28 protein-coding genes and 1 pseudogene are annotated in these 25581 nt (G+C 61.3%); 13 read left to right on the plus strand and 16 right to left on the minus strand.

Annotated elements, in window-relative coordinates:
• Positions 1-11: 11 nt before the first annotated feature.
• Positions 12-896 carry a cytochrome c1 gene (locus tag ACS4RS_RS13745; RefSeq protein ID WP_439010536.1) on the plus strand — a complete coding sequence of 295 codons (885 nt, stop codon included), beginning with the start codon at positions 12-14 and terminating at the stop codon, positions 894-896.
• A 187-nt stretch (positions 897-1083) separates the two neighbouring features.
• The gene (locus tag ACS4RS_RS13750; protein WP_439010535.1) at positions 1084-1629 is read left to right on the plus strand and encodes an adenine phosphoribosyltransferase; all 546 of its coding nucleotides are present in this window, start codon (positions 1084-1086) and stop codon (positions 1627-1629) included.
• A gap of 23 nt (positions 1630-1652) precedes the next feature.
• On the opposite strand, the gene ACS4RS_RS13755 is transcribed toward ACS4RS_RS13750, so the two are convergent.
• Together ACS4RS_RS13755 and ACS4RS_RS13760 are read right to left on the minus strand one after the other, a co-directional pair.
• Complete coding sequence (locus ACS4RS_RS13755) at positions 1653-2120, minus strand: MaoC/PaaZ C-terminal domain-containing protein (protein ID WP_439010534.1); 468 nt, start codon at positions 2118-2120, stop codon at positions 1653-1655.
• Positions 2117-2581, minus strand: coding sequence for a MaoC/PaaZ C-terminal domain-containing protein (locus ACS4RS_RS13760; protein ID WP_439010533.1), 465 nt, complete (start codon positions 2579-2581; stop codon positions 2117-2119). Before ACS4RS_RS13760 ends, ACS4RS_RS13755 begins: the two co-directional genes overlap by 4 nt.
• Positions 2582-2775: 194 nt before the next feature.
• Here ACS4RS_RS13760 and ACS4RS_RS13765 point away from each other — a divergent pair, with 194 nt between their 5' ends.
• The gene (locus ACS4RS_RS13765) at positions 2776-3858 is read left to right on the plus strand and encodes a hypothetical protein (protein WP_439010532.1); all 1083 of its coding nucleotides are present in this window, start codon (positions 2776-2778) and stop codon (positions 3856-3858) included.
• Between the two features lie 18 nt (positions 3859-3876).
• Here ACS4RS_RS13765 and ychF read toward each other — a convergent pair whose 3' ends face one another.
• Complete coding sequence (gene ychF / locus ACS4RS_RS13770; protein ID WP_439010531.1) at positions 3877-4980, minus strand: redox-regulated ATPase YchF; 1104 nt, start codon at positions 4978-4980, stop codon at positions 3877-3879.
• A gap of 325 nt (positions 4981-5305) precedes the next feature.
• Here ychF and clpS point away from each other — a divergent pair, with 325 nt between their 5' ends.
• The gene (gene clpS / locus ACS4RS_RS13775) at positions 5306-5617 is read left to right on the plus strand and encodes an ATP-dependent Clp protease adapter ClpS (RefSeq protein ID WP_003593075.1); all 312 of its coding nucleotides are present in this window, start codon (positions 5306-5308) and stop codon (positions 5615-5617) included.
• A 58-nt stretch (positions 5618-5675) separates the two neighbouring features.
• On the opposite strand, the gene ACS4RS_RS13780 is transcribed toward clpS, so the two are convergent.
• The 5 genes from ACS4RS_RS13780 to ACS4RS_RS13800 form a co-directional block, all read right to left on the minus strand.
• Positions 5676-6137 (minus strand): GNAT family N-acetyltransferase, encoded by a 462-nt coding sequence (locus tag ACS4RS_RS13780; RefSeq protein ID WP_184378396.1) that lies wholly within the window; start codon positions 6135-6137, stop codon positions 5676-5678.
• On the minus strand, positions 6134-6865 hold the full coding sequence (pth, locus tag ACS4RS_RS13785) for an aminoacyl-tRNA hydrolase (protein ID WP_003593077.1): 732 nt from the start codon (positions 6863-6865) through the stop codon (positions 6134-6136). Before pth ends, ACS4RS_RS13780 begins: the two co-directional genes overlap by 4 nt.
• A gap of 89 nt (positions 6866-6954) precedes the next feature.
• Positions 6955-7668, minus strand: a complete 714-nt coding sequence (locus ACS4RS_RS13790; protein ID WP_439010530.1) for a substrate-binding periplasmic protein — start codon at positions 7666-7668, stop codon at positions 6955-6957.
• A 17-nt stretch (positions 7669-7685) separates the two neighbouring features.
• The gene (locus ACS4RS_RS13795) at positions 7686-10037 is read right to left on the minus strand and encodes an EAL domain-containing protein (protein ID WP_439010529.1); all 2352 of its coding nucleotides are present in this window, start codon (positions 10035-10037) and stop codon (positions 7686-7688) included.
• 191 nt (positions 10038-10228) lie between these two features.
• Positions 10229-10837, minus strand: coding sequence for a 50S ribosomal protein L25/general stress protein Ctc (locus ACS4RS_RS13800; protein ID WP_439010528.1), 609 nt, complete (start codon positions 10835-10837; stop codon positions 10229-10231).
• A 343-nt stretch (positions 10838-11180) separates the two neighbouring features.
• On the opposite strand from ACS4RS_RS13800, the gene ACS4RS_RS13805 reads away from it, so the two are divergent.
• Entirely contained in the window at positions 11181-12725 is a 1545-nt protein-coding gene (locus ACS4RS_RS13805; RefSeq protein WP_439010527.1) for a hypothetical protein, read from the plus strand.
• A 485-nt stretch (positions 12726-13210) separates the two neighbouring features.
• Here the strand turns inward: ACS4RS_RS13805 and ACS4RS_RS13810 are convergent, their stop codons facing one another.
• The 6 genes from ACS4RS_RS13810 to lgt form a co-directional block, all read right to left on the minus strand.
• Positions 13211-14143 (minus strand): ribose-phosphate pyrophosphokinase, encoded by a 933-nt coding sequence (locus ACS4RS_RS13810; protein ID WP_449313691.1) that lies wholly within the window; start codon positions 14141-14143, stop codon positions 13211-13213.
• Positions 14144-14248: 105 nt separating this feature from the next.
• On the minus strand, positions 14249-15070 hold the full coding sequence (locus tag ACS4RS_RS13815) for a hypothetical protein (protein WP_439010525.1): 822 nt from the start codon (positions 15068-15070) through the stop codon (positions 14249-14251).
• Between the two features lie 90 nt (positions 15071-15160).
• Positions 15161-16312, minus strand: coding sequence for a M24 family metallopeptidase (locus tag ACS4RS_RS13820; RefSeq protein ID WP_439010524.1), 1152 nt, complete (start codon positions 16310-16312; stop codon positions 15161-15163).
• A gap of 5 nt (positions 16313-16317) precedes the next feature.
• Complete coding sequence (gene pgeF / locus ACS4RS_RS13825) at positions 16318-17112, minus strand: peptidoglycan editing factor PgeF (RefSeq protein WP_439010523.1); 795 nt, start codon at positions 17110-17112, stop codon at positions 16318-16320.
• Positions 17113-17223: 111 nt separating this feature from the next.
• The gene (locus ACS4RS_RS13830) at positions 17224-18324 is read right to left on the minus strand and encodes an SAM-dependent methyltransferase (RefSeq protein ID WP_439010522.1); all 1101 of its coding nucleotides are present in this window, start codon (positions 18322-18324) and stop codon (positions 17224-17226) included.
• A 19-nt stretch (positions 18325-18343) separates the two neighbouring features.
• Positions 18344-19192, minus strand: coding sequence for a prolipoprotein diacylglyceryl transferase (lgt, locus tag ACS4RS_RS13835; protein WP_439010521.1), 849 nt, complete (start codon positions 19190-19192; stop codon positions 18344-18346).
• A gap of 203 nt (positions 19193-19395) precedes the next feature.
• On the opposite strand from lgt, the gene ACS4RS_RS13840 reads away from it, so the two are divergent.
• The 4 genes from ACS4RS_RS13840 to ACS4RS_RS13855 all read left to right on the plus strand — a co-directional run bounded on the left by ACS4RS_RS13840 (position 19396) and on the right by ACS4RS_RS13855 (position 21824).
• On the plus strand, positions 19396-19656 hold the full coding sequence (locus ACS4RS_RS13840; protein WP_049736202.1) for an accessory factor UbiK family protein: 261 nt from the start codon (positions 19396-19398) through the stop codon (positions 19654-19656).
• Between the two features lie 486 nt (positions 19657-20142).
• Positions 20143-20643: a type III secretion system chaperone family protein gene (locus ACS4RS_RS13845; protein WP_003541709.1), complete on the plus strand. Its 501-nt coding sequence runs from the start codon at positions 20143-20145 to the stop codon at positions 20641-20643.
• Between the two features lies 1 nt (position 20644).
• The gene (proC, locus tag ACS4RS_RS13850; protein ID WP_439010520.1) at positions 20645-21472 is read left to right on the plus strand and encodes a pyrroline-5-carboxylate reductase; all 828 of its coding nucleotides are present in this window, start codon (positions 20645-20647) and stop codon (positions 21470-21472) included.
• A 10-nt stretch (positions 21473-21482) separates the two neighbouring features.
• A complete protein-coding gene (locus tag ACS4RS_RS13855) occupies positions 21483-21824 on the plus strand; it encodes a tRNA-binding protein (RefSeq protein WP_439010519.1) in 342 nt (113 codons plus the stop codon).
• Between the two features lie 15 nt (positions 21825-21839).
• Here ACS4RS_RS13855 and ACS4RS_RS13860 read toward each other — a convergent pair whose 3' ends face one another.
• Positions 21840-22493 (minus strand): MBL fold metallo-hydrolase, encoded by a 654-nt coding sequence (locus tag ACS4RS_RS13860; protein ID WP_439010518.1) that lies wholly within the window; start codon positions 22491-22493, stop codon positions 21840-21842.
• A 287-nt stretch (positions 22494-22780) separates the two neighbouring features.
• Here ACS4RS_RS13860 and ACS4RS_RS13865 point away from each other — a divergent pair, with 287 nt between their 5' ends.
• Both ACS4RS_RS13865 and ACS4RS_RS13870 read left to right on the plus strand, forming a co-directional pair.
• Positions 22781-23398, plus strand: a complete 618-nt coding sequence (locus ACS4RS_RS13865) for a DUF1236 domain-containing protein (RefSeq protein ID WP_439010517.1) — start codon at positions 22781-22783, stop codon at positions 23396-23398.
• 189 nt (positions 23399-23587) lie between these two features.
• On the plus strand, positions 23588-23857 hold the full coding sequence (locus ACS4RS_RS13870; protein ID WP_003593093.1) for a hypothetical protein: 270 nt from the start codon (positions 23588-23590) through the stop codon (positions 23855-23857).
• Positions 23858-24017: 160 nt separating this feature from the next.
• Here ACS4RS_RS13870 and ACS4RS_RS13875 read toward each other — a convergent pair.
• Positions 24018-24161 (minus strand): annotated as a pseudogene (locus ACS4RS_RS13875) (branched-chain amino acid aminotransferase); the annotation flags it as partial.
• A gap of 210 nt (positions 24162-24371) precedes the next feature.
• Here ACS4RS_RS13875 and ACS4RS_RS13880 point away from each other — a divergent pair.
• Both ACS4RS_RS13880 and ACS4RS_RS13885 read left to right on the plus strand, forming a co-directional pair.
• Positions 24372-24863 (plus strand): MarR family winged helix-turn-helix transcriptional regulator, encoded by a 492-nt coding sequence (locus tag ACS4RS_RS13880; protein ID WP_012558487.1) that lies wholly within the window; start codon positions 24372-24374, stop codon positions 24861-24863.
• Positions 24864-25565: a response regulator gene (locus ACS4RS_RS13885; RefSeq protein WP_439010516.1), complete on the plus strand. Its 702-nt coding sequence runs from the start codon at positions 24864-24866 to the stop codon at positions 25563-25565.
• The last annotated feature ends 16 nt before the right edge of the window (positions 25566-25581 follow it).

Consider the following 25581-nt stretch of genomic DNA (forward strand, 5'->3'; position numbering starts at 1 on the left):
GAAACAGAAATATGAAAACGCTTGTTGCAAGCATTCTTTCGCTCGCAGTCGCTGCTGTTCTCGGCAGCACAGCCTTCGCCCAGGAAGCGACGCCGGCCAATGGAGCCGCACCCGCCCATCACGAGGAAGGGGCGACGCCGCACTATCCGCTGAAGGAGCCGAAGGAAGAGGAGTGGAGTTTTGCCGGACCTTTCGGCCATTACGACAAGGCTCAGCTTCAGCGCGGCCTCAAGGTCTACACCGAAGTCTGTTCCGCCTGCCATTCGATGAACCTCGTGCCTTTCCGCATGCTCGACGAGCTCGGCTATAGCGAGGCGCAGGTGAAGGCTTTCGCCGCAAACTACGAAGTCCAGGACGGGCCGAATGCGGCCGGCGAGATGTTTTCCCGCAAGGCGGTCCCTTCCGACCACTTCCCGGCGCCTTTCGCCAATGAGGAGGCAGCCAAAGCGTCCAACAACGGTGCGGCTCCGCCTGACTTTTCGCTGATCGCCAAGGCCCGCGAAGTCGAGCGCGGCTTCCCGCAATTCGTCTTCGACATCTTTACGCAGTATCAGGAGAACGGTCCGGATTATATCCACGCACTTTTGACCGGCTATGAAGAGCCGCCGGCCGGTTTCGAGGTGCCGCAAGGCGGACATTACAACCCGTATTTCCATGCTGCCGCCGTCCTCGCCATGCCGAAGCCGCTCTCGGACGGCCAGGTGACCTATGACGACGGCGCGCCGCAGACCGTTGACCAGTATTCCAAGGACGTCTCCTCCTTCCTGATGTGGGCCGCCGAGCCGCATCTCGAGGAGCGCAAGCGCACCGGTTTCATGGTCATGGTCTTCCTGGCGATCTTCACGGTGCTGATCTACCTGACGAAGCGCTCGGTCTACGCCAACAAGGAGCATTGAGCGCTCCTTGCCGAAATTTTTAAAGGCGGCTCAAGAGCCGCCTTTTTTGTTGGTTCCGCCCCTGGCAATTGATAGGGTGCGGCCATCCTGTTCCAGACTAATGGTTCGAGCATGATGTCGTCCGAATAGCGCTCGCACTTTTCGGCATCATGCTCAGGTTTCATGCGCTCGCAGATACGGACTTTCCATGGACAAGAATACGACTTCGGAACTCGCAGCCAGCATCCGCTCCATTCACGACTATCCTAAGCCAGGCATCATCTTCCGCGACATCACCACTTTGCTCGGCAACCCCCGGGCTTTCCGCCGGGCGGTCGATGAACTGGTGCAGCCCTATGCGGGCACGAAAATCGACAAGATCGCCGGAATGGAGGCACGCGGCTTCATTCTCGGCGGTGCGGTGGCGCACCAGCTTTCCTCCGGCTTCGTGCCGATCCGCAAGAAGGGCAAGCTGCCGCATGAGACCGTGCGCATCGCCTACAGTCTGGAATATGGCGTCGACGAGATGGAGATGCATCGCGACGCGGTGCAGCCCGGCGAGAAGGTGATCCTGGTCGATGACCTGATCGCCACCGGCGGTACGGCCGTGGGTGCTACCAAGCTGCTGCGCCAGATCGGCGCTGAGGTGGTCGGCGCCTGCTTCGTCATCGACCTGCCGGATCTCGGCGGCCGCAAGAAGCTGGAAGAGCTCGGCGTCGTCGTGCACACGCTGGTCGAATTCTCCGGGCACTAAGCCCATATCCGATGCCGGCGGCGTCAGTCGAATTCCAGCACTCCGCTTTCGAAGCGCATGACGGGATCGCCGTTTTGATTGATGCCTTCGCAGAGGATGGTGTTGAGGTGCCATCCTGGCCGCGACGCGAGCGGCCGGCTGGAGAGCAGCGCGACGGAATAGGTCACGACGTCGCCCGGGAATATCGGCCGCAGCCATTGCAGTTTCTGGAAGCCCGGCGAAGGGCCGAGGTTCGGCGCCTTCTGGCCTCTTTGCGTAAGCGCGACGCTCTGGCTTTTCCAGAAGACGATGAAGGTCCGCATCCAGGCGGCGGTGGTGTGCCAGCCCGAAGCGCAAAGGCCGCCGAAGAGGGTATCCTTGGCGGCTTCCCTGTCGACGTGAAAACGCTGCGGATCGTAGCGCTTGGCGAAGCGGATGATGTTTTCCTCGGTGAAGGTGTAGCTGCCGATGTCGGCCTTTACACCGATGGGATAAAGTTCGGACATTCTCATGCTGCAATCTCCGGGCGCATGCGGATCATGACCGAATTTTCCGAGAGGCAGACGAGTTCGCCGCGCTGGTTTTCCACCTCGTGGCGGAACTTGGCGATGCCCATGCCGGGGCGCGAGCGCATCGGCCGGGCTTCAAGCACGGTCGAGTAACCCTGCAGCGTGTCGCCAGCGAGCACCGGCTTTCGCCATTCCATCAGATCGATGCCCGGCGCTCCCTCGCAGAGCGCGTTCAGGATGTAGCTGTCGGCCATCATGCGCATCAGCATCGAGGAGGTATGCCAGCCGGAGGCGGCGAGGCCGCCGAGAATGCTGGCGCGGCCGGCAGCCTCATCGAGATGCATCGGCTGCGGATCGAATTCCTGTGCGAATTCGATGATCTCCTCGGCGAGCACCAGCTTCGGGCCGAGCGCGAAGCGTCGACCGGGCTCAAAATCCTCGAAGGTAAGCTTTTCTGCCGGCATTCGCTTCTCCCGCCATATGCAGCGCCTAGAACAGGATGATTTTGGGCTGGATCAGCGTAAAATCTGAATCCTGTTCTACATTAAAGAGTTAGAGCATGATGTCGCCCGAAAACCGCTCACACTTTTCGGCATCATGCTCTATTGCTTACAATAGCATCCGTGCGGGCTCAATGATTCCGGGGAGATAAACCGGCATGACGGAACTGAGGTCGATACTCGACGAGGCGGCGCGCCACGGGCTGATTTCGCCGGAGGCGGGCGGACGGCTTTTGCCGTTCCTGAGCGAACGCGGTGTGGCCGTTGTCGGACCTCAGCCCATAATGGCGGTTGAGGGAGACGCCTGGTCAGACACCGAGACGCCACGTTTCGTGCGAGGGTTCCACGATGTGCTGATCACCATCGGCGTTGTCGTGGCGCTCGGCGGCCTCTGGGGGCTTGCTGCACTTTATGCCGTGGCGCCTGCCATCATCGTGCTTTCGGAAATCCTGGTGCGCCGCCAGCGGCTCGCACTGCCGGCCGTCAGCCTGACGATCGCGCTGTTTTGCTGGACATGTCTGCTGATGTCGCATTTCTTCCCGCCGTGGACGCCGACTTCTCAATCCTTCGGAGCGGAGGCGACGCCGTTCGTCGCCGGCTTCCCGATCATTCTTGGCGCCTATTATGTCCGCTATCGCGTACCGCTGTCGCTGGCGCTCGCCATCATGTCGGTTCTTGCCTTCGTCCTCACTCTGCTTTTGCGCCTGGTGCAGTGGGCAAGCGGCAATCCGGCGTTTTTCCTCGATCATCCCGTCGCGCTGGCGCTGGTTTCTCTCGTCTGTGCGCTCGGACTGTTTGCGATGGCAATTTATTTCGATCTCGGCGACCGGCTGCGGCGGACAACGCGTTCGGATATTGCTTTCTGGCTGCATCTCGGCGCCGCGCCGGCGCTGCTCTACAGTACCGTTTTTCTGCTGTCGTTCGGGGAAGGCGTCCGTATCTTTGACGTCGGGAACATGTCGTCGCGGACACCCGCGGTCGTCGCGACGGTGGCGGCGCTGATGCTGATCGGTCTCATCATCGACCGGCGCGCCTTCGTGACCTCGGGGCTGCTGTCGCTCGGCGTCGCGATCTTCAGCGTCTTCAGGCAGGGAAGCGCTACGGTCGACACCTACATCTTCACGACGCTGATTGTCGTCGGCGCGATCGTATTGATCATCGGCACCGGCTGGATGCCGCTTCGCCGGCTGGTGCTGCGCGCACTGCCGCCGGCAATTGCAAACAGGCTGCCGCCGGGTTGAGGCGGCAGCCAATTCGCCTCAGGTATTGAAACGGAAGTGGATGACGTCGCCGTCCTGGACGACGTATTCCTTGCCTTCGTCACGCGCCTTGCCGGCATCCTTGGCGCCGACTTCGCCGTTGTATTTGATGTAATCGTCATAGGCGATGGTATTGGCGCGGATGAAGCCGCGCTCGAAATCCGAATGGATGACGCCGGCGGCCTGCGGCGCCTTGGTACCGCGCTCGATCGTCCAGGCGCGCGTTTCCTTCGGGCCGACGGTGAAATAGGTGATGAGGTGGAGAAGTTTGTAGCCGGCGCGGATCAGCCGGTCGAGGCCCGCTTCGTCAAGGTCGAGGGCGGAGAGGAATTCCTTGGCCTCATCTTCGGGAAGCTGAGCGACCTCGGCCTCGATCGCCGCCGAGATGACGACGGTTTCAGCACCCTGTTCCCGGGCCATGGCGGCGACGGCCTCGGTGAATTCATTGCCGGTCGATGCCTCGGCCTCGGCGACGTTGCAGACATAGAGCACCGGATGCGAGGTCAGGAGATTGAGGCCCTTGAGGATGGCGATTTCCTCGGCATCCAGCGTCGACAGCAGGGTGCGCACCGGCTTGCCTTCGTTGAGCAATTTCAGCGACGCTTCCATGATCGGCAGCATCGCCATCGATTCCTTGTCCTTGCCGGTGGCGCGCTTGCGCGTCTGCTCGGTGCGGCGCTCGAGGCTTTCGAGGTCGGCGAGCATCAGCTCGGTCTCGATAGTCTCGGCATCGGCGACAGGATTGATGCGGCCCTCGACATGGGTGATGTCGCTGTCTTCGAAGCAACGCAGCACATGCACGATGGCATCGACTTCACGGATATTGGCAAGGAACTGGTTGCCGAGGCCTTCACCCTTCGAGGCGCCGCGCACCAGGCCGGCGATGTCGACGAAGGAGATGCGGGTCGGGATCAGCTCCTTCGACTTGGCGATGTCGGCAAGCTTGCGCATGCGCGGATCGGGCACGGCGACTTCGCCGGTGTTCGGCTCGATGGTGCAGAAGGGATAGTTCGCCGCCTGTGCGGCGGCCGTCTTGGTGAGCGCGTTGAAGAGGGTCGATTTGCCGACGTTCGGCAGACCGACGATGCCGCATTTGAAGCCCATGGCTAAAACCTGCTGTTCTTGAATTTCTTGCTGGTGCCTATGGGATAAAGGAGCAATGTGGTCAAGTCTTAGCGAGTTTTTAGCGTTGCTCACTTGCTCACGGAACGGTGGCGGCCTATTTTGGAGGGCGATTTCGGTTTCGATGCATTGCGGATTTTGTCGAGGTTGCTCTTGCCTGGCCGCAATAACCGTGCCGGTCTCAAGCCAGCGGGCTTTTCCTCCTGATTGGTGGAGGCAGCGACCGTGGACCGTCGAAAATTCGTCATCGACAATGATTAGTTGTTTTGAAGATTCCTGACCATGTCATCGACGGGTGGATTTTCCGATGAGTGACAATGACGTTGCCCTGAAACCGAAGACCAAGGTGAAGCCGAAGCTGGACAAGCCGAAGCTCTACAAGGTCATCCTCGTCAATGACGACTATACCCCGCGTGAGTTCGTCATCGTGATCCTGAAGGCCGTCTTCCGCATGAGCGAGGAGACCGGCTATCGGGTGATGATGACCGCCCACAAGCTCGGCTCCTGCGTGGTCGTGGTCTGCGCCAGGGACATCGCCGAGACCAAGGCCAAGGAGGGCATCGATCTCGCCAAGGAGATGGGCTTTCCGCTGATGTTCACGACAGAGCCGGAGGAATAAGTTTTGCTTCAGAGCATGATGCCGAAAAGTGTGAGCGGTTTTCGGACGACATCCTGTTCTAGGGCCGGCGGATCTGAAAACCGGTCTTATCCCGCACGAAACCACAATTTTCGTAGAAGCGCAGCGTCGCCGGGTTCTTCGAGCCGGTGAGCAGCATCACCTTGTAACAGCCGGCCTTCCAAGCCTCAGTCACTGCGTGACTGATGACCGCGCCGGCATAACCGCGCTGGCGGTGATCGGCGTGGGTGACGACGTTTTCAATTAACGCATAGGAGGCGCCGTTGCGCGTCAGGTTCGGCACGACGATCAAGGTGGCAGTCGCGGCGGGGATATCGCCGGCAAAGCCAATGAATACGATCATGCCGGGCTGGGCGAGGACGGTGGAGAACAGCTCTTCGGCCACTGGCTTGTCGAGAACCGGATCGGCCGGGTTCAAATGCTGGTAGAGGGTGGTCAGCCCGGGAAGGTCGCCGGCGGCGGCCGGACGGATGGCGAAGTTCTGATCCGGCACCGGCGTCATTCCCCCTTGTTGCCGAACATCTTCTTCAGAATATCGGCCATCGGGCCGGTGGCCAGCACCTTCGGCTGATTGTGATTGCGCGCCTGATGTATATGCGACTGGCCGGCCGGCTTCTTTTCGGTTGTCTTGTTGTCCTTCCGCGGCTTCTCCTCCTCGGCCTTGCCGCCAAGTGCCAGCGCGATCTTGTTCATCAGCTGCGAATCCTCGTTTCGCACCAGCATGTCGGCATTGTCGGCGAGGGTATCGAGAAGCGGCTCCAGCCAAGCCTTGTCGGCCTTGGCGAAATCGCCGAGCACGTGGTTCTGCACCATTTCCTTGATGCCGGGATGGCCGATACCGAGGCGCAGCCGCCGGTACTCCTTGCCGCAATGAGCATCCAGCGACTTGATGCCGTTGTGGCCGCCATGGCCGCCGCCGGTCTTCAGCCGTGCCTTGCCCGCGGGAAGGTCGAGTTCGTCATAGATCGCGACAAGATCGGCGGGCTGGAGCTTGTAGAAGCGCATTGCTTCGCCGACGGCCTCGCCGGAGAGGTTCATGAAAGTCTGCGGCTTGATCAGCAGAACCTTCTCGCCGCCGAGCTCGCCCTCGGCGATCTCGGCCCTGAATTTCTTCGACCAGGGCGAGAAGCTGTGACGCCGATGAATGGCGTCGACGGCCATGAAGCCGATATTGTGGCGGTTGCCGGCGTATTTGCCGCCGGGATTGCCGAGACCCGCGATGATCAGCATGGCCTGTCGTCCTCGCTTAACTTTTGCCCACGTTCACCACCCGGAAACGAGAGCAAAGTCAAGCGGAAAGGGCAAGTCCGCCGGCAGCGTCACTCCGAGAGGTTCATGCCGTATTTCTGGAAGATCTGCTTCTGGTCGCCATCTGCGATCAGCTTGTCGAGGGCCGCCTGCATCCTGGCGCGCAGATCGTCCGGAAAGCTCTTCTCGCAGGCAATGCTCATCGGTTGGGCGGAGAGCACGGTCACCATTTCCACCGGCTGGTCGGCCTTCAGCTTTTCGAAATAAAGCTCTGAGATCGGCATCATGTCGATGCGCCCGCCGAGCAGCTTGCGCAGCGTCGCGTTGAAATCGCTGGCGACATCGAGCTTGGTGAAGCCCTTCTCCTTCAGGATCGTCTCGGTATAATCTTCGCGCTGCGTGCCGATCGTATATTTCTTCGCCTCGTCCAGATTGCTGGCGGTGACGCCCGAGCCTTTGCGGGTTATCAGGATGTTGCGGTCGATCAGCAGCGGCTCCACCCATTTGAACATAGGGTCGCGTGCGCTGTTGTGAGCGGTCGCGAAGACGCAGGTCATCGGCGCGGTGCGGGCGAGGCCGAAGGCGCGCGCCCAGGGCATGATCTCGATCGTGTAGTCGACGCCGATCGCGGCCATCACCTTCTCGACCTGCTCGACGGTCGCGCCTTTGATCTCCTTGCCGTCGCGATAATTGAAGGGGGCGTAATCCTCGGTCGTGAAGGTCACCGTTTGCGCATGGGCGGCGCAGGGCAGCGCCAGGCATGCGAGAAGCAGGAGCTTTTTCATCATCTCATCTCCTTTGTTCATGAGGCGCGTGCGACGGCCGATTCCGAGGCCATCAGTTCCTCGATGAGTACGGCTGCGTGCTGCGGGCGATGGAACAGGTAGCCCTGGCCATAATCAAGCCCCATCTGGTGGAGCGTGCGGCATTCCTCTTCGGTTTCGATACCCTCGGCGATGACGGTGCAGTTCATCTTGTGAGAAAGCGTGGTAATGCCTTCGATCAGCATGCGGCTCTTCTGGCGCACGTCGTCGTCGCCATCGTTGATCGCGCGGGTGAAGGACTGGTCGATCTTGATGATGTCGACAGGGAAGCGGTTGAGGTAGCTCAGTGACGAATAGCCGGTGCCGAAATCGTCGAGCGCGATACGGCAGCCGAAGCGGCGAAGCTCGGTGACGATCATGCGGATCTGCGGATTGTCGTGCATCAGCACGGCTTCGGTGATCTCGACGACGATGTGCTCTGGGCGGATGCCGTGGCGACCGACGATGGCGGCAAGCCGGGCCGGCAGCGCCGGCTCGAACTGTAGGGGCGAGAAGTTGATGGCGAGGTAGCTATCCTGCATGCCTGGTATACGGGAGATCTTCGCGAGATTGCAGATCGCCTTTTCCATGATGACGTTGCCGACGCGGACGATTTTTCCTGTCTCCTCGGCAACGCTGATGATCTCGGCTGGCGGCATCAAGCCTTTCTGCGGATGGTTGAGGCGCATCAGGGCTTCGAAACCGGCAATACCGCGACCGTTCAGATTGACGATCGGCTGCAGGAAGGCCTCGAACCAGTTGTCGACGAGACCGGCTTCGATATTGGCCTCGATCTCGGCGCGGCTGCGGGCACGGTCGAGCATGGCGTTGTCGAAAAGCTGGGCGCCATTCTTGCCGTCGCGTTTCTTGGCATACATTGCCAGGTCGGATTTCTGCAGCAGTTCGGAGGCGGTTGCGGCATGGTGCGGATAGATGGCGATGCCGACGGAAGCACTCAGATGCATGTCGGGGGCAAACGGCGTTTCGAAGATCGAGGCGATCTGCTCGCACATCATCCTGGCGCGTTTTTCGGCGTCCTTCGCTGGCAGCAGGATGGCAAATTCGTCGCCGCCGAGACGGGCCGCCTCATCGGAGGGAGCGAGATAGGTCTTCAGCCGCTCGACGAGCTCGATCAGCGCCATATCGCCGGCGGCATGGCCCATATTGTCGTTGATCCACTTGAAGCGATCGAGATCGACGAAGAGGCAGGCGAGTTCCTGGCCGGCCGCGTCGGCGGCGGCGATCTTGTTGTCGAGGACGGCTTCGAAGCCTTGGCGATTGAGCAGTCCGGTCAGGTGATCGGTGATCGCCTGGCGGTGGTTGCGGTCCTCGGAGGCCTTAAGTTCGGTCACATCGGTCATGACCGACAGTGATAGGCGGTCGTGAGCGCCGGCTTCCGCCTCCGACTCCATGATGAGGACGTCCATGGTGCGGCCGTCCAGGCAGACGAACTTGACGGTGACGGCGATACCGCTTTCGGCCTGGCGGCGCTTGACGAACTTATCGCGAGTGGTCGATGTGACGAGATCGGCGAAGTTGCGGCCGATGACGGCGGCGCGGTCATAACCGGTGGCAAGCAGCCAGTAATCGCTGACGGCGGTGATACGGTCTTCCTCGTCGAGCGAGAAGAGCATGGCGGGCGTCAGATTATAGATGTCGGTCGCGCGGCGATGGGCGAACTTCAGCTCCTTCTCCTCGCTTTCGAGCTTTGTCTGCATCTCGTTGAAGCTGTGGGCAAGCCGTCCCATCTCGTCGTTCGACTGCCAGTCGACATGGTGGCGGGAGCCGAGCTGCCGGGTGGCCTCGATCGCCGCCGTCAACCGCATCAGCGGCTGGATGACGAAGAACCGGTTGCCGATCAGCGCCGTGCCGAAAACCGCCAGAACCGCGAAGATGAAGATCGAGATGAAGACGACCTCTTCCTGCTTCAGGCCGGAAAACAGGCCGAGCGCGGGATAGTAGACGCTGATGCTGCCGAGATTCTTCGGGCCGTCGACAGTGTTGTAGATGATGGCGCGCGATACCTGGACGAGCTTGCCGTCGAAGGAGCGCGGAATAGTGGACTGGCTGATGTCGAGCTGGCCCGACTGATCACGCACCTCGACCTTGACGATGGCGCCCTGCGAAACCACCGTCGCGCTGATCTGGGTGACGCTCTCCTCATCGAGATCCCAGAGCGGCTTTGCCAGCGCCTGGGCATTGGCGACAAGGAGAACAGAAATATGATCGCGTATTTCCTTGTCGGCCCGTTCGGAGGACAGAAAAAGGAAGAGAACAAAGAGGGGAGCGACAAAAACGAGCAGCGCTCCGCAAACAATTCCAAAAAATCTGTTCTCAACGGAATTGTTCATGGTTCCGTCTACTCCCCCAGGCCGACCCTTATCTGCTGTCGCGCGCTAAGGCGGGCTCCTTCGCAGCTGACGAAGCATGCTTTCATGAATACGTTAAATGTTGCTGAAACAGGGGCTTGCCGGGCAACGAAAAGCCCGCCTTCCCAGTTCACGGGAAAGCGGGCCGTATGCTTTACAAATTGTCGAAGCGATCAGGCTTCGGCTTCGCCTTCGGCGGCGCTCTCGTCGACGCCGGCAGCTGGAGCGATGATGGTCGCGATCGTGAAGTCGCGGTCGATGACGGTGGTGACGCCCTTCGGAAGGGTGACTTCCGAAATATGGATGCTGTCGCCGATCTTCTTGCCGCTGAGGTCAACGTTGAAGAATTCCGGGATCGCATCGGCCGGGCAGTGAACTTCGACTTCATGGCGGACGATGTTCAGAACGCCGCCGACCTTGAGGCCCTGGGACTTCTCTTCGTTGATGAAGTGAACCGGGATTTCAACGGTCACCTGGGTATTGGCGGACACGCGCAGAAAATCGACATGCATCGTGAAGTCACGGACCGGATCGAGCTGGTAGTCCTTCGGCAGAACCTTGTACTTTTTGCCGTCGACTTCAATCGTCGCCACGGTGGTCATGAAACCACCGGCATGAATGCGCTTCGTCACCTCATTGGTGTTGAGAGCGATGGAAATGGGGGCCTGCTTGTCACCATAGATGACAGCGGGAATCAAACCGTTGCGGCGAAGTTCACGGGCGGACCCCTTACCAACCCGTTCGCGCGCCTCGGCCTTGAGCTCGTAAGTTTCCTGGCTCATGGCTATTCCTTTCGAGGTTATTTGGAGAGTTCGTCGGCGGGCAAAAGCCTTGTTCCGTCGAACCGGAGGCGGGTTTCCCCATCCTCATCCGCGTTGCCTCCAAGGGTGTCTACACGGACCGGTGGCCTATATTATAAGTCGCTCGGAAACGCAAGTTGTGGATCAGGCTTGTTTCTGGCAAGCCGAATGCCGCGTTCGGGAAGGCGATGTTTGCGCCTGCTGCGAATTCCGCAGCCCCGCAAAGCGGCGAAATCAGCAGTCCCGCTATAGCTGAGGTTGACATCGGCGCGCTTCCCCTCTTTGGATGCCGCAATCAAAAAAGCGGCTGAGGAGAAATCGGACTATGCGTCTTAAACTTGTCACGGCAACGAGCTTGCTGGCACTTTGCCTTGTCACCACCGCCCAGGGTGTCGAGATCAACCAGAACGGCGCCGATGCGCTCAAGGGCAACCTGACGAAGCTGCTTCCCGAGGATCTGGCAAAGAGCGGCCTGATCACCGTCAATCCGGCGGGCACACGCTACGAAATCATCTACGATCTGGCAAAGCTGCTTTCCAAAGCTGACCCTTCAAAATTCACCATCAACGGATTGACGCCGTTCTCGACCTTTGCCACACCGCTCGACAGCGGCCTCTGGAACATCGAAGGCGACAATAAGTTCGATGTCTCCGGTCATTTCAAAGGACCCGACGAAAAGCCGACGGATTTCTCCTATTCCATCGCTTCGCTTGTCTATGCCGGAGTCTTCGATCCGGCGATCAGCTATCTGCGCTCCAGCACCGCCACGGCCAAGGACATCAAGCTCACCAGCAAGTCCGAGACCGAAGAAGTCAGCGCCAGCATCGCCAGCATGGATCAGAAGCTGAGTTCGACCGACAGTGCCGGCGGCAACGGGCGTATCGATATCGTCGGCAGCGGCTCGGCGTCGACTTTCGTCGAGCAGGTTTCCGGCGCGCAAATGCCGCCCGTCGAAATCCGTGCCGACTCGATTGATGTCGAAGCCAAGATAAACGCTCTGCCGGCCAAGCAGATCCGCGAGATGGTCTTCTTCATTCTCGATCATGCCGACGAGAAGGAGCTGAGCCCCGAAAACAGCGCCAAGGTGAAGGGGATACTCAAGGAATCTTTCCCGCTTCTTGCCTCGTTCAGCGAGACGATCGGTGTCAACAATCTGACCGTCAGCACCCAGATGGGCAATGGCGGCGTCAAGCAGTTCGGCTATAACGTGGCCATGGACGGGCCGAGCGACGCCATGCGTTTCGGCTTCGGCATGAATGCGCATGATATCAGCCTCGACAGTCCGCTGATGCCGCCAAGCTATTCGACATTCATGCCGACCAGCTTCGATCTGCAGCTTGCCGTGCCGAATCTGGACTTTGCCAGCTTTGGCGATGCCTTGATGGCGATGGATTTCAAGGAAAATGCGCCGGAGGCGAGCGGCGAGGAGATGGGCAAGAAGCTCTTCCGCGACGGCCGGGTCGCGGTCGAGTTTCCGAAGATCAGCGCGAAGTCGGATGTCTACGACATCGACATGACCGGCAAGATCGAGGGACGGGTCGACACCGAGAAGGACTATTCAATGCAGGCGACCATCCTTGCCCGCGATCTCGACAAGACGATCGCCGCGGTTCAGGAGCTTGCCAAGACGGATCCGGATCTCAACCAGGTCTCCTTCGGCATCATGATGGTGAAGGGCTTCGCCAAGACCGATGCGGACGGCCGCTCGCGTTGGGATATCAGCGTCAGCCGCGACGGCGCGGTCACCGTCAACGGACAGGTGGTCAAGGAAGCGGACGGTCCGGATCAAGATCAAGGGCTGGAGCCAGACCAGGAGCAGGAACCGGATCAGGGTCAGGACGCGGTACCTGCGTCGCCGCAGCAGCCTTGAGCGTTATCAATCGGGATAAAAAATAAAAGAGGCCGGCCTTGTGCCGGCTTCAGCTTGTTGACCAACTCCGTTCTTTATTCGGCGTCATCCTCGGCCTTGTGCCCGTGCCGTCGGGCTTCGCGCCGATGGCTGCCACTTACCCTAAAGCGCGTCGCGATCTTTCAGATTCGCTCCTTGCGCTTTAGCTCGTTGTTTTTACGCATGTCGTTGCCGCAAAACCGCTGCACACTTTTGCACGACATGCTTTAGCCCGACCGGGGTCGAGCCGCTGGTCTCGACCCGTCCTTCGACCCCCGTAAACGGGAGGGAACGTGCCAAACGCAGCGTCGAGGGTATGGAAATCCGGTGCGGCATATCCCTTCGCCCCGCGTGCGGGGAGAAGCTGGCGGCAGCCGGATGAGGGGTGGACGGCGATCTCTTAGGGCGACAATTTTCTACTGATTCGTGCCCATCTGATGCAAGACCCGGTCGAATGCCGGCTCTTTTTAATCGAAGAGACTGGAGACAGACTCTTCCTGGGCCGTTCGGCTGATGGCTTCGCCGATCAGCGGCGCCGTCGTCACGATGCGGATATTGTGTGCGGAGAGTACCGCCGTGGTCGGCTGGATCGAATCCGTGATGACGAGTTCGCGAAGCTTGGAGGAGGTGACGCGGGTGACCGCGCCGCCGGATAGAACGCCGTGGGTGATATAGGCAGTGACGCTGGCTGCGCCCTTGGCCAGCATCGCGTCGGCGGCGTTGCAGAGCGTGCCGCCGGAATCGACGATGTCGTCGATCAGCAGGCAGTCTTTGCCGGTGATGTCGCCGATGATGTTCATCACTTCGGATTCACCCGGCCGATCGCGACGCTTGTCGACGATGGCCAGAAGACAGTCCAGCCGCTTGGCAAGCGCGCGGGCACGCACCACGCCGCCGACATCCGGCGAGACGACCACGACGTTGCTGAGGTCGTAATGGCTCTTGATGTCGCGCGTCAGCACGGGCATGGCGAAAAGATTGTCTGTAGGTATATCGAAGAAGCCCTGGATCTGCCCGGCATGGAGATCGAGCGTCATGACGCGGTCGGCGCCGGCCTCGGTAATGAGGTTTGCGACCAGCTTGGCTGAGATCGGTGTGCGGCCCGAGGCGCGACGGTCCTGACGCGCATAGCCGAAATAGGGAAGTACGGCCGTGATGCGGCGGGCTGAAGAACGACGCATCGCGTCGATCATGATCAGCAGTTCCATCAGGTGGTCGTTGGCAGGGAAGGCGGTGGGCTGAACGAGGAAAACGTCCTCGCCGCGCACATTTTCCTGGATTTCCACGAAGATTTCCTGATCGGCAAACCTTCGAACACTGGCTCTCCCCAAGGGAACGTTGAGATAGGTGCAGATCGCTTCGGCGAGTTGCCGGTTCGAATTGCCTGCGAAAACCTTCATTTTGGTCCGCCTGTTATGCGCTGATAGCCGCGCTTTTTAGCCAGCTTCCCCGTGAATGCAAGGGCAAAGGCGCCACAGGCTTTGATATTTGCAAAAAGTTTGTGACTAACCGCCCCGCGTCTGCCGCCAGGAGGAGAATTCCGCGATGGTTTTCGAGCCGATCTGCTGCATCACCGAGGCAGGAACGCCGGCCCAGGGATCGGCCGCCGCCGTCGGCACGCTTTCCTGCCCCTGGATGCGGTGCAGGCGGCCGCCGGCGCTGTCGAGAATGTCCCAGACATAGACGACGGTGACCTTGCCGTCGTCGTTGAAGGCGGAGAGGTAGCCTTTGAGAATGTAATCGCTGCTCGCATCTGTCGAGCTCTTGATGGAAAGGCCGTGCGAGCGCGCCTCGGCGCCGAGCTGGCGCGAGAGCGGGGTCACCGCCTGAACCGGCGCGCCGATGATCGGCAGGAAGCGCACGGTGTTGCCGTGGGCAGAGGAGGCGCCAGCGTTGAGGGCGGCGGTCTGTTGCGGCTGTTGTACGGCCGGCGGCTGAGCCGGTTGTGCGGGAAGCTCACTGCTGGAAGCCGGCGGTGGCAGCGATTGTTCCTCGATCGGGGCGGAGGCGGCGGGCGAGGAACTGCTCCTCGACAGGGCGTCTGCCTGCTCCTGCATCGTCGTCGGCGGCGCGCCGGTGCCCGGCCTATAGGCCTGCTGCGACTGATCGTAAGCTGGATGGTAACCGCCCGGCTGGGAGCTTTCGGCGAAGACCCGCTGGCGGGAGCCCGCCAGACGCTCGGCCTCGCTCTGCGTCACCGGGCTCGACGACGCGCGCGCGGAGGAATCGCCGATGTCGACCTGCGGTGTCAGCGCATCGGTGGTGTTGCAGGCGGTCAGCAGGGCCGTGAAGACCAGGAGCGTGGGCACAATCGCAGCTCGCGTCATCCCTTGATCCGTCCTTCCCACAATCACATCAGCCCCGCCCGAATGTATGCGGGCGCCGGCGGGCGTCTGTCAATTCCGGATTCTCATCGGTTAAAGACCGATGAAATCGAGCGGATGGCGGGATAGGGCACGCGGCGCATCCGCCGTCGTCAGATAGGTCTGGCCGAGCGTCATCGCCGTGCCCGTGTCGGAATCGGCGATGATCATGTGCACGAAGAGCGACATGTTCGGCTCGATCGGCTGCGGATTGCCGACATGGAACATCTGATGCTCCATCCAGGAGGGCGAGAAGCGGGCGCCGAGCGAATAGCCGCAGGCGTTCAGCCGGTGGCGGGCGAGGCCGCGCTCGTCCATAATCCTGGCATGCATGTCGAAGACGTCGCCGAAGCTGTTGCCCGGCTTCAGCACCGTCTCGATCGCTTCAATGGTTTCGCGGCAGGCATTGTAAAGTTCGCGGTGGCGTTGCATCGGCGCGCCGATGACGATCGTGCGCATCATGGCGGCATGGTAATGCGCGTAAGCGCCGGCCCATTCGAGCGTCAGCTGGTCGCTGGCGTCGAGCTTGCGGCGGCCGGCCTTGTAGCGGCAAAGCAGGGCATCGGCGCCGGAGCCGATGATGAACTCGTTGGCGGGATAGTCGCCGCCGCCGGAAAAGATCGCGCCCTGCATGGCGGCGAGGATATCGGCCTCGTCGGCGCCGGGCTTCGTCAGCCGGATCGCGGCGTCGAGGGCATCGTCGGCGAGAACGGCGGCGCGCTCGACATAGGCAACCTCGGTCGGGCTTTTGACAAGGCGCAGGCGACTGACGAGGTAGGAGGCGTCGGTGATCTGGCCGAAAGTGGTCAGTTGCGCGTCGAGCAGGCGCGAGATACGGCCGGTCATGCCGTGCGTGTCATATTCGACGCCGATGCGGGCGCCGAGCAGATCCATCTCGACCAGCAGGTTCTTCAGGTCGAGCGTCGGATCGGCATTGACCCGGTCGACCCAGATATGGATGTCCTCGAGGATCGAGGTGTGCCTGGCCTGGCGAAGATCGGCCGAGCGGGTCAGCAGCGCCATGGTGCCGTCGCTCTTGACGACCAGCGTCTGGAAGAAGCAGTAGCCGAAGGTGTCGTAGCCGGTCAGCCAGTACATGCTTTCCTGGGCGAAGAGCAGCAGGGCGTCGAGCTTTTCTTCCTTCATCTTCTCGGTGAGGCGCGCAAGCCGGCTTGCGAATTCGGCCTTTTCGAAATGCAGTGCCATTCTGCTCACGTCTCCCTGATTGATATCGCGGAAATCTGCCGGCCGTAGTCCGGTTCCTTGCGATGTGTCGTCCTGCGGTAGGAAAAGAAGCGCTCGCTGTCCGGATAGGTGCAGAGGCCGAGGCTTGCGGCCCGCACGCCGGCTTTCGTCAGCCGGTCGACGGTCAGCGCCGGAAGGTCGAACATGGCATGGCCGGAGGTTGCGGAAGGCACGAAAAAACGCGCATCTTCCGGGTTCCCGGCGACGAAACGCTCGACGAACTCAGGACCGACCTCATAGCTTGCCTGGCTGATCGAGGGGCCGAGGCAGGCGATAATGCGCCCGCGGTCTGCCCCCAGCGCTTCCATGGCGGCGATGGTATTTTCGAGCACACCCGTCAGCGCGCCCTTCCAGCCGGCATGAGCGGCGCCGACGACGCGATTGTCCGGGTCGGCGAACAGGATCGGGCCGCAATCGGCGGCAAGCACGCCAAGCACGATGCCGGGGGTGCGCGTTACCATCGCATCCGCCTCGGGGCGAGCGCCGTCGTAATCGGCATCGATGGTCACGACATCAGGGGAATGGACCTGATGCACGGTTGCCAGCCGCTCGACCGGCAGGTCGAACCAGGCGGCGACGCGGCGGCGGTTTTCCAGGACCTTGTCGCGTTCGTCGTTGGAGCCGAGGCCGACATTGAGGCCGCGATACAGGCCTTCGGAAACCCCGCCGGCGCGGGTGAAATAACCGTGGCGGATCGTGCCGCCTGCCGCTTCGTTCAGCAGCGCGCTTTCGATAGGTGCGGGAGAGGCCGCGTCCTGCATCTGTGATTCCGGGGTTTTTAAAGGGGTTTGTTATAATCCCAAGCGCATCGCACAGGCGGCGCGCTTCAAGTTCTTGTTCGCGCGGATGTTGAACCAGCCGCGTGCGCCCTGTCAATCCACCGGGCGAAAGGGCATGAGGTCGACCGCGGGATGCGAGACCGCCATCACCTTGAAGAGTTCGCCCATCCGGCCTTCACCAGCGCCGGCGAGCCGGTCGACTGCCGCCTGGATGACCTGCTGGGTTTGCGGCTCGCGGTCGTGGCCGAGGGCGGCGGCACGTTCGAGGATGCCGAGACCGGTCAGAAAATCACCCTGATGCAGGGCGCCGTTCAGATGGACGCCGGCTGCAAGTGCGGTTTCGGCGAGCTGCTGGAAGTCGACATGACTCGTCAGATCGGCTTCACCGGGATGGGCGAGCGGCGGATCGAATTCATGCATGCGCACGGCTTGCAGCGTATCGCCGAAGCCGGTGACGAGATGGCCGTAATCGATCGCGAGCGCCGTGCCGCCGAAAGCGCGCAGCCGCTCGCAGATCGCGATCATGACAGCCTGGCGGGCAGGCGAGATCTCGAAGAGCGTGCCGAGCGGCAGGTTCTGCACCGGTTCGGGCAGAAGTGCCGGATCGAGGCCGGCGACGCCGGCGGCGAAAGCAAGCTCGCCATCGGTATCAATGCCGATCATGCGCTCGCGGAAACCCGTCGGCATGCGGACGAACTGGCGGATTGGAATGGCGTCGAACAATTCGTTGGCGGCGATCAGGGTGAAGCCCGGCGGTACTTCGTCGAAGCCGTCGTGCCAGGCAATCTTTTCGCCGTAAGCTTCGAGCGTCTGGCTCTGGACATCACGCAGGCGCTCGCTGGTTTCGACGAGATGCACGGTCATGGCATCAAGCAGCGGCGGGGCGATGCGGGAGATGACGCGCAGCATATCAGCCATCATGGTGCCGCGGCCGGGGCCGATCTCGACGAGGCGGACGCCCGCCGGCGTGCCGTGGCGCTGCCAGGCATGGACGATGAAGACGCCGATCATTTCGCCGAAGATCTGGCTGACCTCGGGCGCAGTCACGAAATCACCCGAACGGCCGAAGGGCTCGCGGGTGCGGTAATAGCCGTGTTCGGGATCGGCCAGGCAGAGCGAGAAATAATCGGTGACGCTGATCGGGCCATTGGCCTGGATGATCGCCTTGATCTTTTCGCCTAGAGCGGTGGTCATATCGCGCGTCCTGCCGTTTTCAGAGCTGCAGCGCAGCCTGGCGGCGGGCCCTGAGCATCGCCCAGAGGCCGAGCAGGATCATCGGGGAGGAGAGCACCATGCCCATGGTCAGCCAGTTCGTGCCAAGGAGATAACCGAGCTGGGCGTCAGGCTCGCGGAAGAATTCGACGAAGATGCGCGACAGGGCATAACCGCAGACGAAGACGCCGGTGATGAAGCCGGGGCTTTTCAGCGCGCGCATGCCGTAAACCAGGGCGGCCAGCACCAACAGAAGAACGATGCCTTCGAGGCCGGCTTCGTAAAGCTGGCTCGGGTGGCGGGCGAAGGGGCCGCCGGTCGGAAAAACCACGGCCCAGGGCACGTCGGTCAGCCGGCCCCAGAGTTCGCCGTTGATGAAATTGGCGATGCGGCCGAAGAAGAGGCCGCAGGGAACGACCGTGGCGACGATGTCGAACAGGCTCCAGATCGGAATGCCGTTGCGGCGGGCAAAGACGATCATGGCGATCGTCGTACCGGTCAGGCCGCCATGGAAGGACATGCCGCCGTTCCAGATCTCGAGCGCGCGGACAGGACTGCGCAGGACGGCGGGGAGATCATAGAAGAAAATATAGCCGAGGCGACCGCCGAGAACGACGCCAAGGGCGGCCCAGACGATGAAATCGTCGAGCTGCGTCCGTGTCATCGGCGAGGCGTTGCCGGGCCAGAGACTGTCATTGGCGGCGAGGCGGCGCGCATAGGCCCAGCCAAGCAGGATGCCGGCGACATAAGCGAGACCGTACCAATGAATCGCCAGCGGGCCGATCGAAAAGGCGATCGGGTCGATGTCCGGAAAAGGCATGATGGCAAGGAGATTGGCTGCTGTCGGCAAGGTTTTCCCACCTGTTTGGTTGCGCGGAACATGCCGCTGCGATCTCGGACGGTCAAGTCCATTGTTCGTGATGGCTCTTTGGCGGGCCGGTTCCGGCAGGCCTATCCCATGTAAAGCGCTTGCATCGGGGGTGGCGAAGCCCTACCTCAATCCTTGAGGCCCCGAAGGGCTGCATTCACCTCATGCGAAGGGAGAAAAACGCCATGACGACCGGAACGAACCGCATCATGGACGAATTCGCCAAGCTGATGACCGACGCGGCCGGTGCCGCTCAGGGCGTCCGCAAGGAGATCGAAACCGCCTTTAACGCCCAGGCCGAGCGTTGGCTGAATAGCATGGATATCGTCAAGCGCGAGGAGTTCGAGGCCGTGCGCGAGATGGCGATCAAGGCGCGCGATGAGAACGAGGCGCTTGCTGCCCGCATCGCGGCGCTCGAGGCGAGGCTTGGCGGCGAGGGGCACTAAAGCGCGTCGTGGTCCTTTGGATTCGCTCCTTCCGCTTCAAGTTTTCGTTTCCGCTTGTCCCCGCAAGGCCGCTGAACTTTTGCGCGACGAGCTTGAAAGTCCCGATATGACCCAGATGCGGCGTTGCCTTCATGCCACACGCCGCATCCGTCACAAAAAATTCAGGTGAGTTTTCCACCTGTGGACACTGCCAAAAAAGCCAATTCGCAGAGTCGCTTATTCTCCCTTCTGAATTGAATTTCGAAGAGCCTTTCCACAGTGGTCCGGCCTATTTTCCCCTCAGGGGGCTGGCAGGGGGCAGGGCGCATTATACACTGATTTTAAATGATGATTCGAAGCGACTTGGTAAGCTCCGGGCAGGTTATCTGCGTTAAGTCTGGCAGCGGTTCAACGATCATCCGAGTGGTGGTTCCGGTATTTGCGTGTGTCTTTCTTGTGTGCGTACACAAAGTTAGGTCGCATTCGTTCCGGTCAAGAAGGTGCTGCATGAACCTGATGGAATTGGAAGTCGAGCGTCAGTCGAACCCGGTCGATATGATCGAGTACGTTGCCTCCAACAACGACTGGTCGTTCGAACGGTCCGGCGAGGACGAGATCGCGATGACGGTCGAGGGTCGCTGGACGGACTACCACGTCTCCTTCTCCTGGATGGAGGAATTCGAGGCGCTGCACCTTGGCTGCGCCTTCGATATCAAAGTTCCCGACATCAGGGTCAACGAGGTGGTCAAGCTGCTCTCGGCGATCAACGGGCAGGTGCTGATGGGGCATTTCGATCTCTGGCGCCAGGAAGATGTCGTCATCTTCCGCCAGTCGCTGCTGCTCGCCGGCGGTGCGGAGCCCACCAACCGCCAGGTGGAAGTGCTGCTTTCCAGCGCGCTCGATACCTGCGAAGCCTATTTCCAGGCATTTCAGTTCGTCGTCTGGTCCGGCATGGAAGCGACGAAGGCGATGGAAGCCGTGTTGTTCGAAACAGTCGGCGAGGCATAAGATGCCCGCAAACGCGTTCTCCTCGACAAATCCCGTCGTCCTGATCGGCGCCGGTAACATGGGCGGGGCAATGCTCTCAGGCTGGCTGAAAAGCGGCGTGCCGGGCTCTGCCGTCCTTGTCGTCGATCCCGGCCCCTCGCCGGCGATGCTGGCGACGATTAGCGAGGCCGGCGCGACCCATGTTATCTCGGCTCCGGCGGATTTGAAGGCGAGCGTGCTGTTTCTCGCGGTCAAGCCGCAGGTGATGGAGACGGTGCTGCCGGCGGTGAAAACTGCTGTCGGGCCGGAAACGGTTGTCGTCTCGGTGGCTGCCGGCAAGACGCTCGCTTTCCTCGAGAAACATCTAGGCAAAGCCGCCATGGTGCGGGCCATGCCGAACACGCCGGCCATGGTCGGGCGCGGCGTCACCGGCGCCTTTGCCAATTCAGGGGTCAGCACTCAGCAGCGCGAGCGTGTCCATTCTCTTCTCAGCGTCTCGGGTCCTGTGGAATGGGTGCCTGCAGAGGCCGATATCGATGCCGTGACGGCGCTTTCGGGCAGCGGTCCGGCCTATGTGTTCTATCTCGTCGAATGTATGGCGGAGGCAGGCCGTAAACTCGGCCTGCAGGCGGACCTCGCCATGCGTCTTGCGCGGGAAACAGTCGCGGGGGCTGGTGAACTTCTGCACCAGTCCCCCGACGACGCTTCGCGGCTGCGGCAGAATGTGACCTCTCCCGGCGGCACGACGGCGGCCGCACTTGCCGTGCTGATGGCCGAAAACGGCATGCAGCCTCTGTTCGACGCAGCACTGGCGGCGGCGCGCAAGCGGGCCGAAGAACTGGCCGGCTGACGGAGACGATATGGCCGAGGAGATTGCCTACACCGATTTCGAGCGTGTCGATATTCGCGTCGGCACGATCATCGAAGCCAGCCCCTTTCCGGAAGCGCGCAAGCCGGCGATCAAGCTGGTCATCGATTTCGGTCCCGAGATCGGCACGAGGAAATCCTCGGCCCAGATCACCGTGCATTACACGCCGGAAAGCCTGATCGGCAGGCAGGTGCTCGGTGTCGTCAACTTTCCGCCGCGCCAGATTGGGCCGTTCCGCTCGGAAGTGCTGACGCTGGGATTTGAGGACGAGAACGGCGCGATCGTGCTTGCTGCTGTCGAGCAGCCGGTGCCGAACGGCCGGAAGATGATGTGAGCCCGCGCCGGAAGCTCAGCCGGTTCTGATTTCCTGCAAAAATGGATTGCTGCGCCGTTCATCGCCGATGCGGCTGCCGGGGCCGTGGCCGCAGATGAAGCCGACGTCGTCGCCGAGCGGCAGCACCTTGTCGCGGATCGAATCGAGAAGCTGCTGATGATTGCCGCCTGGCAGGTCGGTGCGGCCGATCGATCCGTTGAAGAGCACGTCTCCGAGATGGGCGAAATTCTGCGCCCGGTTGAAATAGATGACGTGGCCGGGGGCATGACCGGGCGCATGATAGACCTCGAATTCGTGGTCGCCGAAAGAGATCTTGTCGCCATCCTTCAGCCAGCGGTCAGGTAGGACGTTGCGCAATCCCGAGATGCCGTATTTTTCGGCCTGGGTCTCGATCCGCTGCAGCAGCGGTAGATCGTCTTGATGCGGGCCGACCACGTTAATGCCCAGGGCTTCCTTCAGTTCGCTGGCGCCGCCGGCATGGTCGAGATGGCCGTGCGTCAGCCAGATCTCCTTGATGATCAAGCCGTTTTGCGCGATCGCCTGAAGGATCAGCGGCACGTCGCCGCCGGGATCGACGACGACGCCTTCCTTGGTCTCGGGATCGAAGAAGATCGTGCAGTTCTGCTGGAAGGGTGTCACCGGAATGATCCCGGCCTGGAGCATGCCCATAAGTGCCTCGCTTGGTGTCTCGGATGCTCAGGGTATAGTCCGAAACCGCGTCAAGGATAGCCGGAATTTTCCGTGTCTGCTGCCTTGCCTCACGCCAAAAAGACCGGCTGCAACAAGAATTTATGCCTTCCGATGGTGTCGTCGGAGACCGAAAAGGCCCTGTTTTATTCAAGTTTTCAATGGCTTGTGAAAAGCCTCCCGCACGTGGTCTTTGACGCTAGCCAGTGGATGGGAACATCGTGGAACGCCATGCGTTGTCAGCCCATCGAAACCAAGGAGACGCTCAGATGACCTTGAAGAGAAACATTCTATTGGCTGGAGCCGTGCTCCTGACGAGCGGCGGTCTGGCGCAGGCGGAGATGGTGGCGACGACCGTCAACGATCTCAATGTCCGTGCCGGCCCCGGCCCGCAATATCCGGCAGTCGGTCTTGCCACCCGCGGCTCGACCGCGGTGCTCGACGGCTGCATCGAAGGCAGCCGCTGGTGCCGCGTCGATGTCAACGGCATGCGCGGTTGGGTCTACGCCGATTATCTGCAGGTCGACCGAGGCGGCAGCCAGGTCATCGTCGAACAGCATCGCGACGAGATCGGCGTTCCTGTCGTAACCTACGAGTCGACCGCCAGCGTCGTTCCCGTCGACCCGCAGCCGGCCCCGGGCGACGAGCTGCTCGGTCCGGTCGGGGCTGTCGAGACCATCACGCCGCCGGAGACGGTCCGCACCTATATCGACACCAATCCCGGCCAGACGGTGCAGCTCGGCGGCGATGTCGTCGTCGGCGCCGAGGTGCCTGCCGATGTTACCTTCCAGTCGATCCCGGATTACGAGTACCGCTACACCAGGATCAACGACCGGCCGGTACTGGTCGATCCCGGTACACGCCGGATCGTCTACGTTTATCAGTGATGCAACCGGCAATAACACAATGGGGCGGCCGAACCGGCCACCTCGTTTCCGGCCTGTGCGCTTCCTCCCTTGCCTCCCGCATGGGTTGATTTTTACTTAACGCTTTCCTCCAGAATATGATAAAATACTAATATGCCGAAGGTTCGGCATATCAACGGCGATCGGGGAGATCGCCAGAGGAGGAAAGTCATGGAAGCGCTACTTCCGCTCGTCATACAATTGATTGCCGGTGCCATCGGCGGCAATGCCGCGAGCGCCGCCTTGAAGCAGCACGCGATCAATGTCGTCGCCCGCACGATCGCAGGCGCGATCGGCGGTGTCGCCGGCGGTATGCTGCTCGGCATGGTCGGTGGGGAAGCGGCTATGACCGGCCTGATCGCCGACGGCATCGGCGGCCTGATCGGCGGCGGCATTCTCTCGACGCTCGCCGGCCTGGTCATGGCACGGGCGCATCGGTAAACGCCCGGCGGGCGTTCATCTGAGCGCCGCGCGTCTTTACAGCCGTGCGGCGCCGTAACGCTTTGAATTGCGAGGTCGATTGCGCAAGACGTCTTATTCGGCGGCGGTCGCCGCCGGATAGACTTCCTTCATGTAGTCAAGTTTCAGGCCCTGGTTAACACCCGTAGGCGCGCTCGCCTTCCAAGACGGCGCTGGCATAATGCCGGCCGTGGGTTAGCACGTAGATCTTGGCGTCCTTCCAGGCGACGAATTCGCCGTTGAACCATATTTCGCCGTCCAGCTGGTCGAAAGGAACTGAAGCCATCCCTAGTCTCCTCCGGCGCTTCAAGCGCCATGCCTGTTGATTGTTGTCCCCATTACGTTTTATCCACAGATGCAAGGGGAAATCGCGTATTGCGTCGGAGTGCCGGGCGGGCCTTGGTTTCCAGGGAACAGTGACGCAAATTTATGTCAATAAAGCTGACATATCTTGGCGAAAGTTTCCCGCGGGGGCGGGAAGAGAAAGGAATGCCGCGTGTCACGACAGACCGGCCCGAAAGCAGGCAAGCCAGAGCCTCTGGCCACGCCGATGGAAGATACCGACATCATCGATTTCGAGATCATCGAGCTGTTCTTCTTCGCCTATCGCGACTTCGTTTCCGATCCTGACGCCATCCTCGAAACAAGCGGCTTCGGGCGGGCGCATCACCGCGTCGTGCATTTCGTCAACCGCAACCCCGGCATGACGGTGGCCGATCTTCTCGATACGCTGAAGATCACCAAGCAGAGCCTTGCAAGGGTGCTGAAACAGCTGATCGATTCAGGCTATATTCGCCAGGTCGCAGGGCCTGAGGACCGGCGGCAGCGCAAGCTTTATCCAACGAAATCGGGACGAGAGCTGGCGCTTGCCCTTGCCGAGCCGCAATCGCGCCGCATTGAGCGGGCATTCGAAGGGGCTTCTGCGGAGGTGCGGGAGGGCGTAAAAGCCTTCCTTAGAGGCATGCGGGACAGACAGAAGGCGGATTGAATGGCGGTCAAGACAGGTATTTCCGACGATGCGGCGCATCTGCTGGTGGTCGACGACGACTCGCGCATCCGCGCGCTGCTCAATCGTTATCTCGCCGAGAACGGCTTCCGCGTTACCGTCGCCGCCGACGGTGCCGAGGCGCAGCGCAAGCTCGAGGGTCTCGATTTCGACCTGATCATCATGGATGTGATGATGCCCGGCGAATCCGGCATCGACGTCACCCGCGGGCTTCGCGCGATCAAGAATGTGCCGATCATCATGCTGACGGCGTTGGCGGAGTCCGGCAACCGCATAGAGGGCCTCGAGGCAGGCGCCGACGACTATCTTTCCAAGCCCTTCGATCCGCGCGAACTGGTGCTGCGCATCAACAACATCCTGCGTCGCAATGCCGGCGGGGAGGGACCGAAGATCGAACAGGTGATGTTCGGCCCCTACACCTTCTCGCTGACCCGTAAGGAACTGAAGAAAGCCAGCGAGGTGATCCGGCTGACCGACCGCGAGCAGGAGATCATGCTGCTCTTTGCACGGCGCGCCGGCGATACGATCCCCCGCCATGAGCTGATCGGCAACGACACCGAGGTCGGCGAGCGGACGATCGACGTGCAGATCAACCGGCTGCGGCGTAAGATCGAGGATGATCCGGCCAATCCCGTCTGGCTGCAGACCGTGCGCGGCATCGGATACAGGCTGAGCATCGACTAGATCTAAGGATAGAGGC

This window comes from Rhizobium sp. F40D2 (assembly GCF_051810745.2).
Taxonomy (GTDB): Bacteria; Pseudomonadota; Alphaproteobacteria; order Rhizobiales; family Rhizobiaceae; genus Rhizobium.

Bases quoted from the DNA above. Each gene is read 5' to 3' on its own strand.
- ACS4RS_RS13745 (WP_439010536.1), top strand. From the start codon at position 12: ATGAAAACGCTTGTTGCAAGCATTCTTTCGCTCGCAGTCGCTGCTGTT.
- ACS4RS_RS13750 (WP_439010535.1), top strand. From the start codon at position 1,084: ATGGACAAGAATACGACTTCGGAACTCGCAGCCAGCATCCGCTCCATT.
- ACS4RS_RS13755 (WP_439010534.1), bottom strand. From the start codon at position 2,120: ATGAGAATGTCCGAACTTTATCCCATCGGTGTAAAGGCCGACATCGGC.
- ACS4RS_RS13760 (WP_439010533.1), bottom strand. From the start codon at position 2,581: ATGCCGGCAGAAAAGCTTACCTTCGAGGATTTTGAGCCCGGTCGACGC.
- ACS4RS_RS13765 (WP_439010532.1), top strand. From the start codon at position 2,776: ATGACGGAACTGAGGTCGATACTCGACGAGGCGGCGCGCCACGGGCTG.
- ychF (WP_439010531.1), bottom strand. From the start codon at position 4,980: ATGGGCTTCAAATGCGGCATCGTCGGTCTGCCGAACGTCGGCAAATCG.
- clpS (WP_003593075.1), top strand. From the start codon at position 5,306: ATGAGTGACAATGACGTTGCCCTGAAACCGAAGACCAAGGTGAAGCCG.
- ACS4RS_RS13780 (WP_184378396.1), bottom strand. From the start codon at position 6,137: ATGACGCCGGTGCCGGATCAGAACTTCGCCATCCGTCCGGCCGCCGCC.
- pth (WP_003593077.1), bottom strand. From the start codon at position 6,865: ATGCTGATCATCGCGGGTCTCGGCAATCCCGGCGGCAAATACGCCGGC.
- ACS4RS_RS13790 (WP_439010530.1), bottom strand. From the start codon at position 7,668: ATGAAAAAGCTCCTGCTTCTCGCATGCCTGGCGCTGCCCTGCGCCGCC.
- ACS4RS_RS13795 (WP_439010529.1), bottom strand. From the start codon at position 10,037: ATGAACAATTCCGTTGAGAACAGATTTTTTGGAATTGTTTGCGGAGCG.
- ACS4RS_RS13800 (WP_439010528.1), bottom strand. From the start codon at position 10,837: ATGAGCCAGGAAACTTACGAGCTCAAGGCCGAGGCGCGCGAACGGGTT.
- ACS4RS_RS13805 (WP_439010527.1), top strand. From the start codon at position 11,181: ATGCGTCTTAAACTTGTCACGGCAACGAGCTTGCTGGCACTTTGCCTT.
- ACS4RS_RS13810 (WP_449313691.1), bottom strand. From the start codon at position 14,143: ATGAAGGTTTTCGCAGGCAATTCGAACCGGCAACTCGCCGAAGCGATC.
- ACS4RS_RS13815 (WP_439010525.1), bottom strand. From the start codon at position 15,070: ATGACGCGAGCTGCGATTGTGCCCACGCTCCTGGTCTTCACGGCCCTG.
- ACS4RS_RS13820 (WP_439010524.1), bottom strand. From the start codon at position 16,312: ATGGCACTGCATTTCGAAAAGGCCGAATTCGCAAGCCGGCTTGCGCGC.
- pgeF (WP_439010523.1), bottom strand. From the start codon at position 17,112: ATGCAGGACGCGGCCTCTCCCGCACCTATCGAAAGCGCGCTGCTGAAC.
- ACS4RS_RS13830 (WP_439010522.1), bottom strand. From the start codon at position 18,324: ATGACCACCGCTCTAGGCGAAAAGATCAAGGCGATCATCCAGGCCAAT.
- ACS4RS_RS13840 (WP_049736202.1), top strand. From the start codon at position 19,396: ATGACGACCGGAACGAACCGCATCATGGACGAATTCGCCAAGCTGATG.
- ACS4RS_RS13845 (WP_003541709.1), top strand. From the start codon at position 20,143: ATGAACCTGATGGAATTGGAAGTCGAGCGTCAGTCGAACCCGGTCGAT.
- proC (WP_439010520.1), top strand. From the start codon at position 20,645: ATGCCCGCAAACGCGTTCTCCTCGACAAATCCCGTCGTCCTGATCGGC.
- ACS4RS_RS13855 (WP_439010519.1), top strand. From the start codon at position 21,483: ATGGCCGAGGAGATTGCCTACACCGATTTCGAGCGTGTCGATATTCGC.
- ACS4RS_RS13860 (WP_439010518.1), bottom strand. From the start codon at position 22,493: ATGGGCATGCTCCAGGCCGGGATCATTCCGGTGACACCCTTCCAGCAG.
- ACS4RS_RS13865 (WP_439010517.1), top strand. From the start codon at position 22,781: ATGACCTTGAAGAGAAACATTCTATTGGCTGGAGCCGTGCTCCTGACG.
- ACS4RS_RS13870 (WP_003593093.1), top strand. From the start codon at position 23,588: ATGGAAGCGCTACTTCCGCTCGTCATACAATTGATTGCCGGTGCCATC.
- ACS4RS_RS13885 (WP_439010516.1), top strand. From the start codon at position 24,864: ATGGCGGTCAAGACAGGTATTTCCGACGATGCGGCGCATCTGCTGGTG.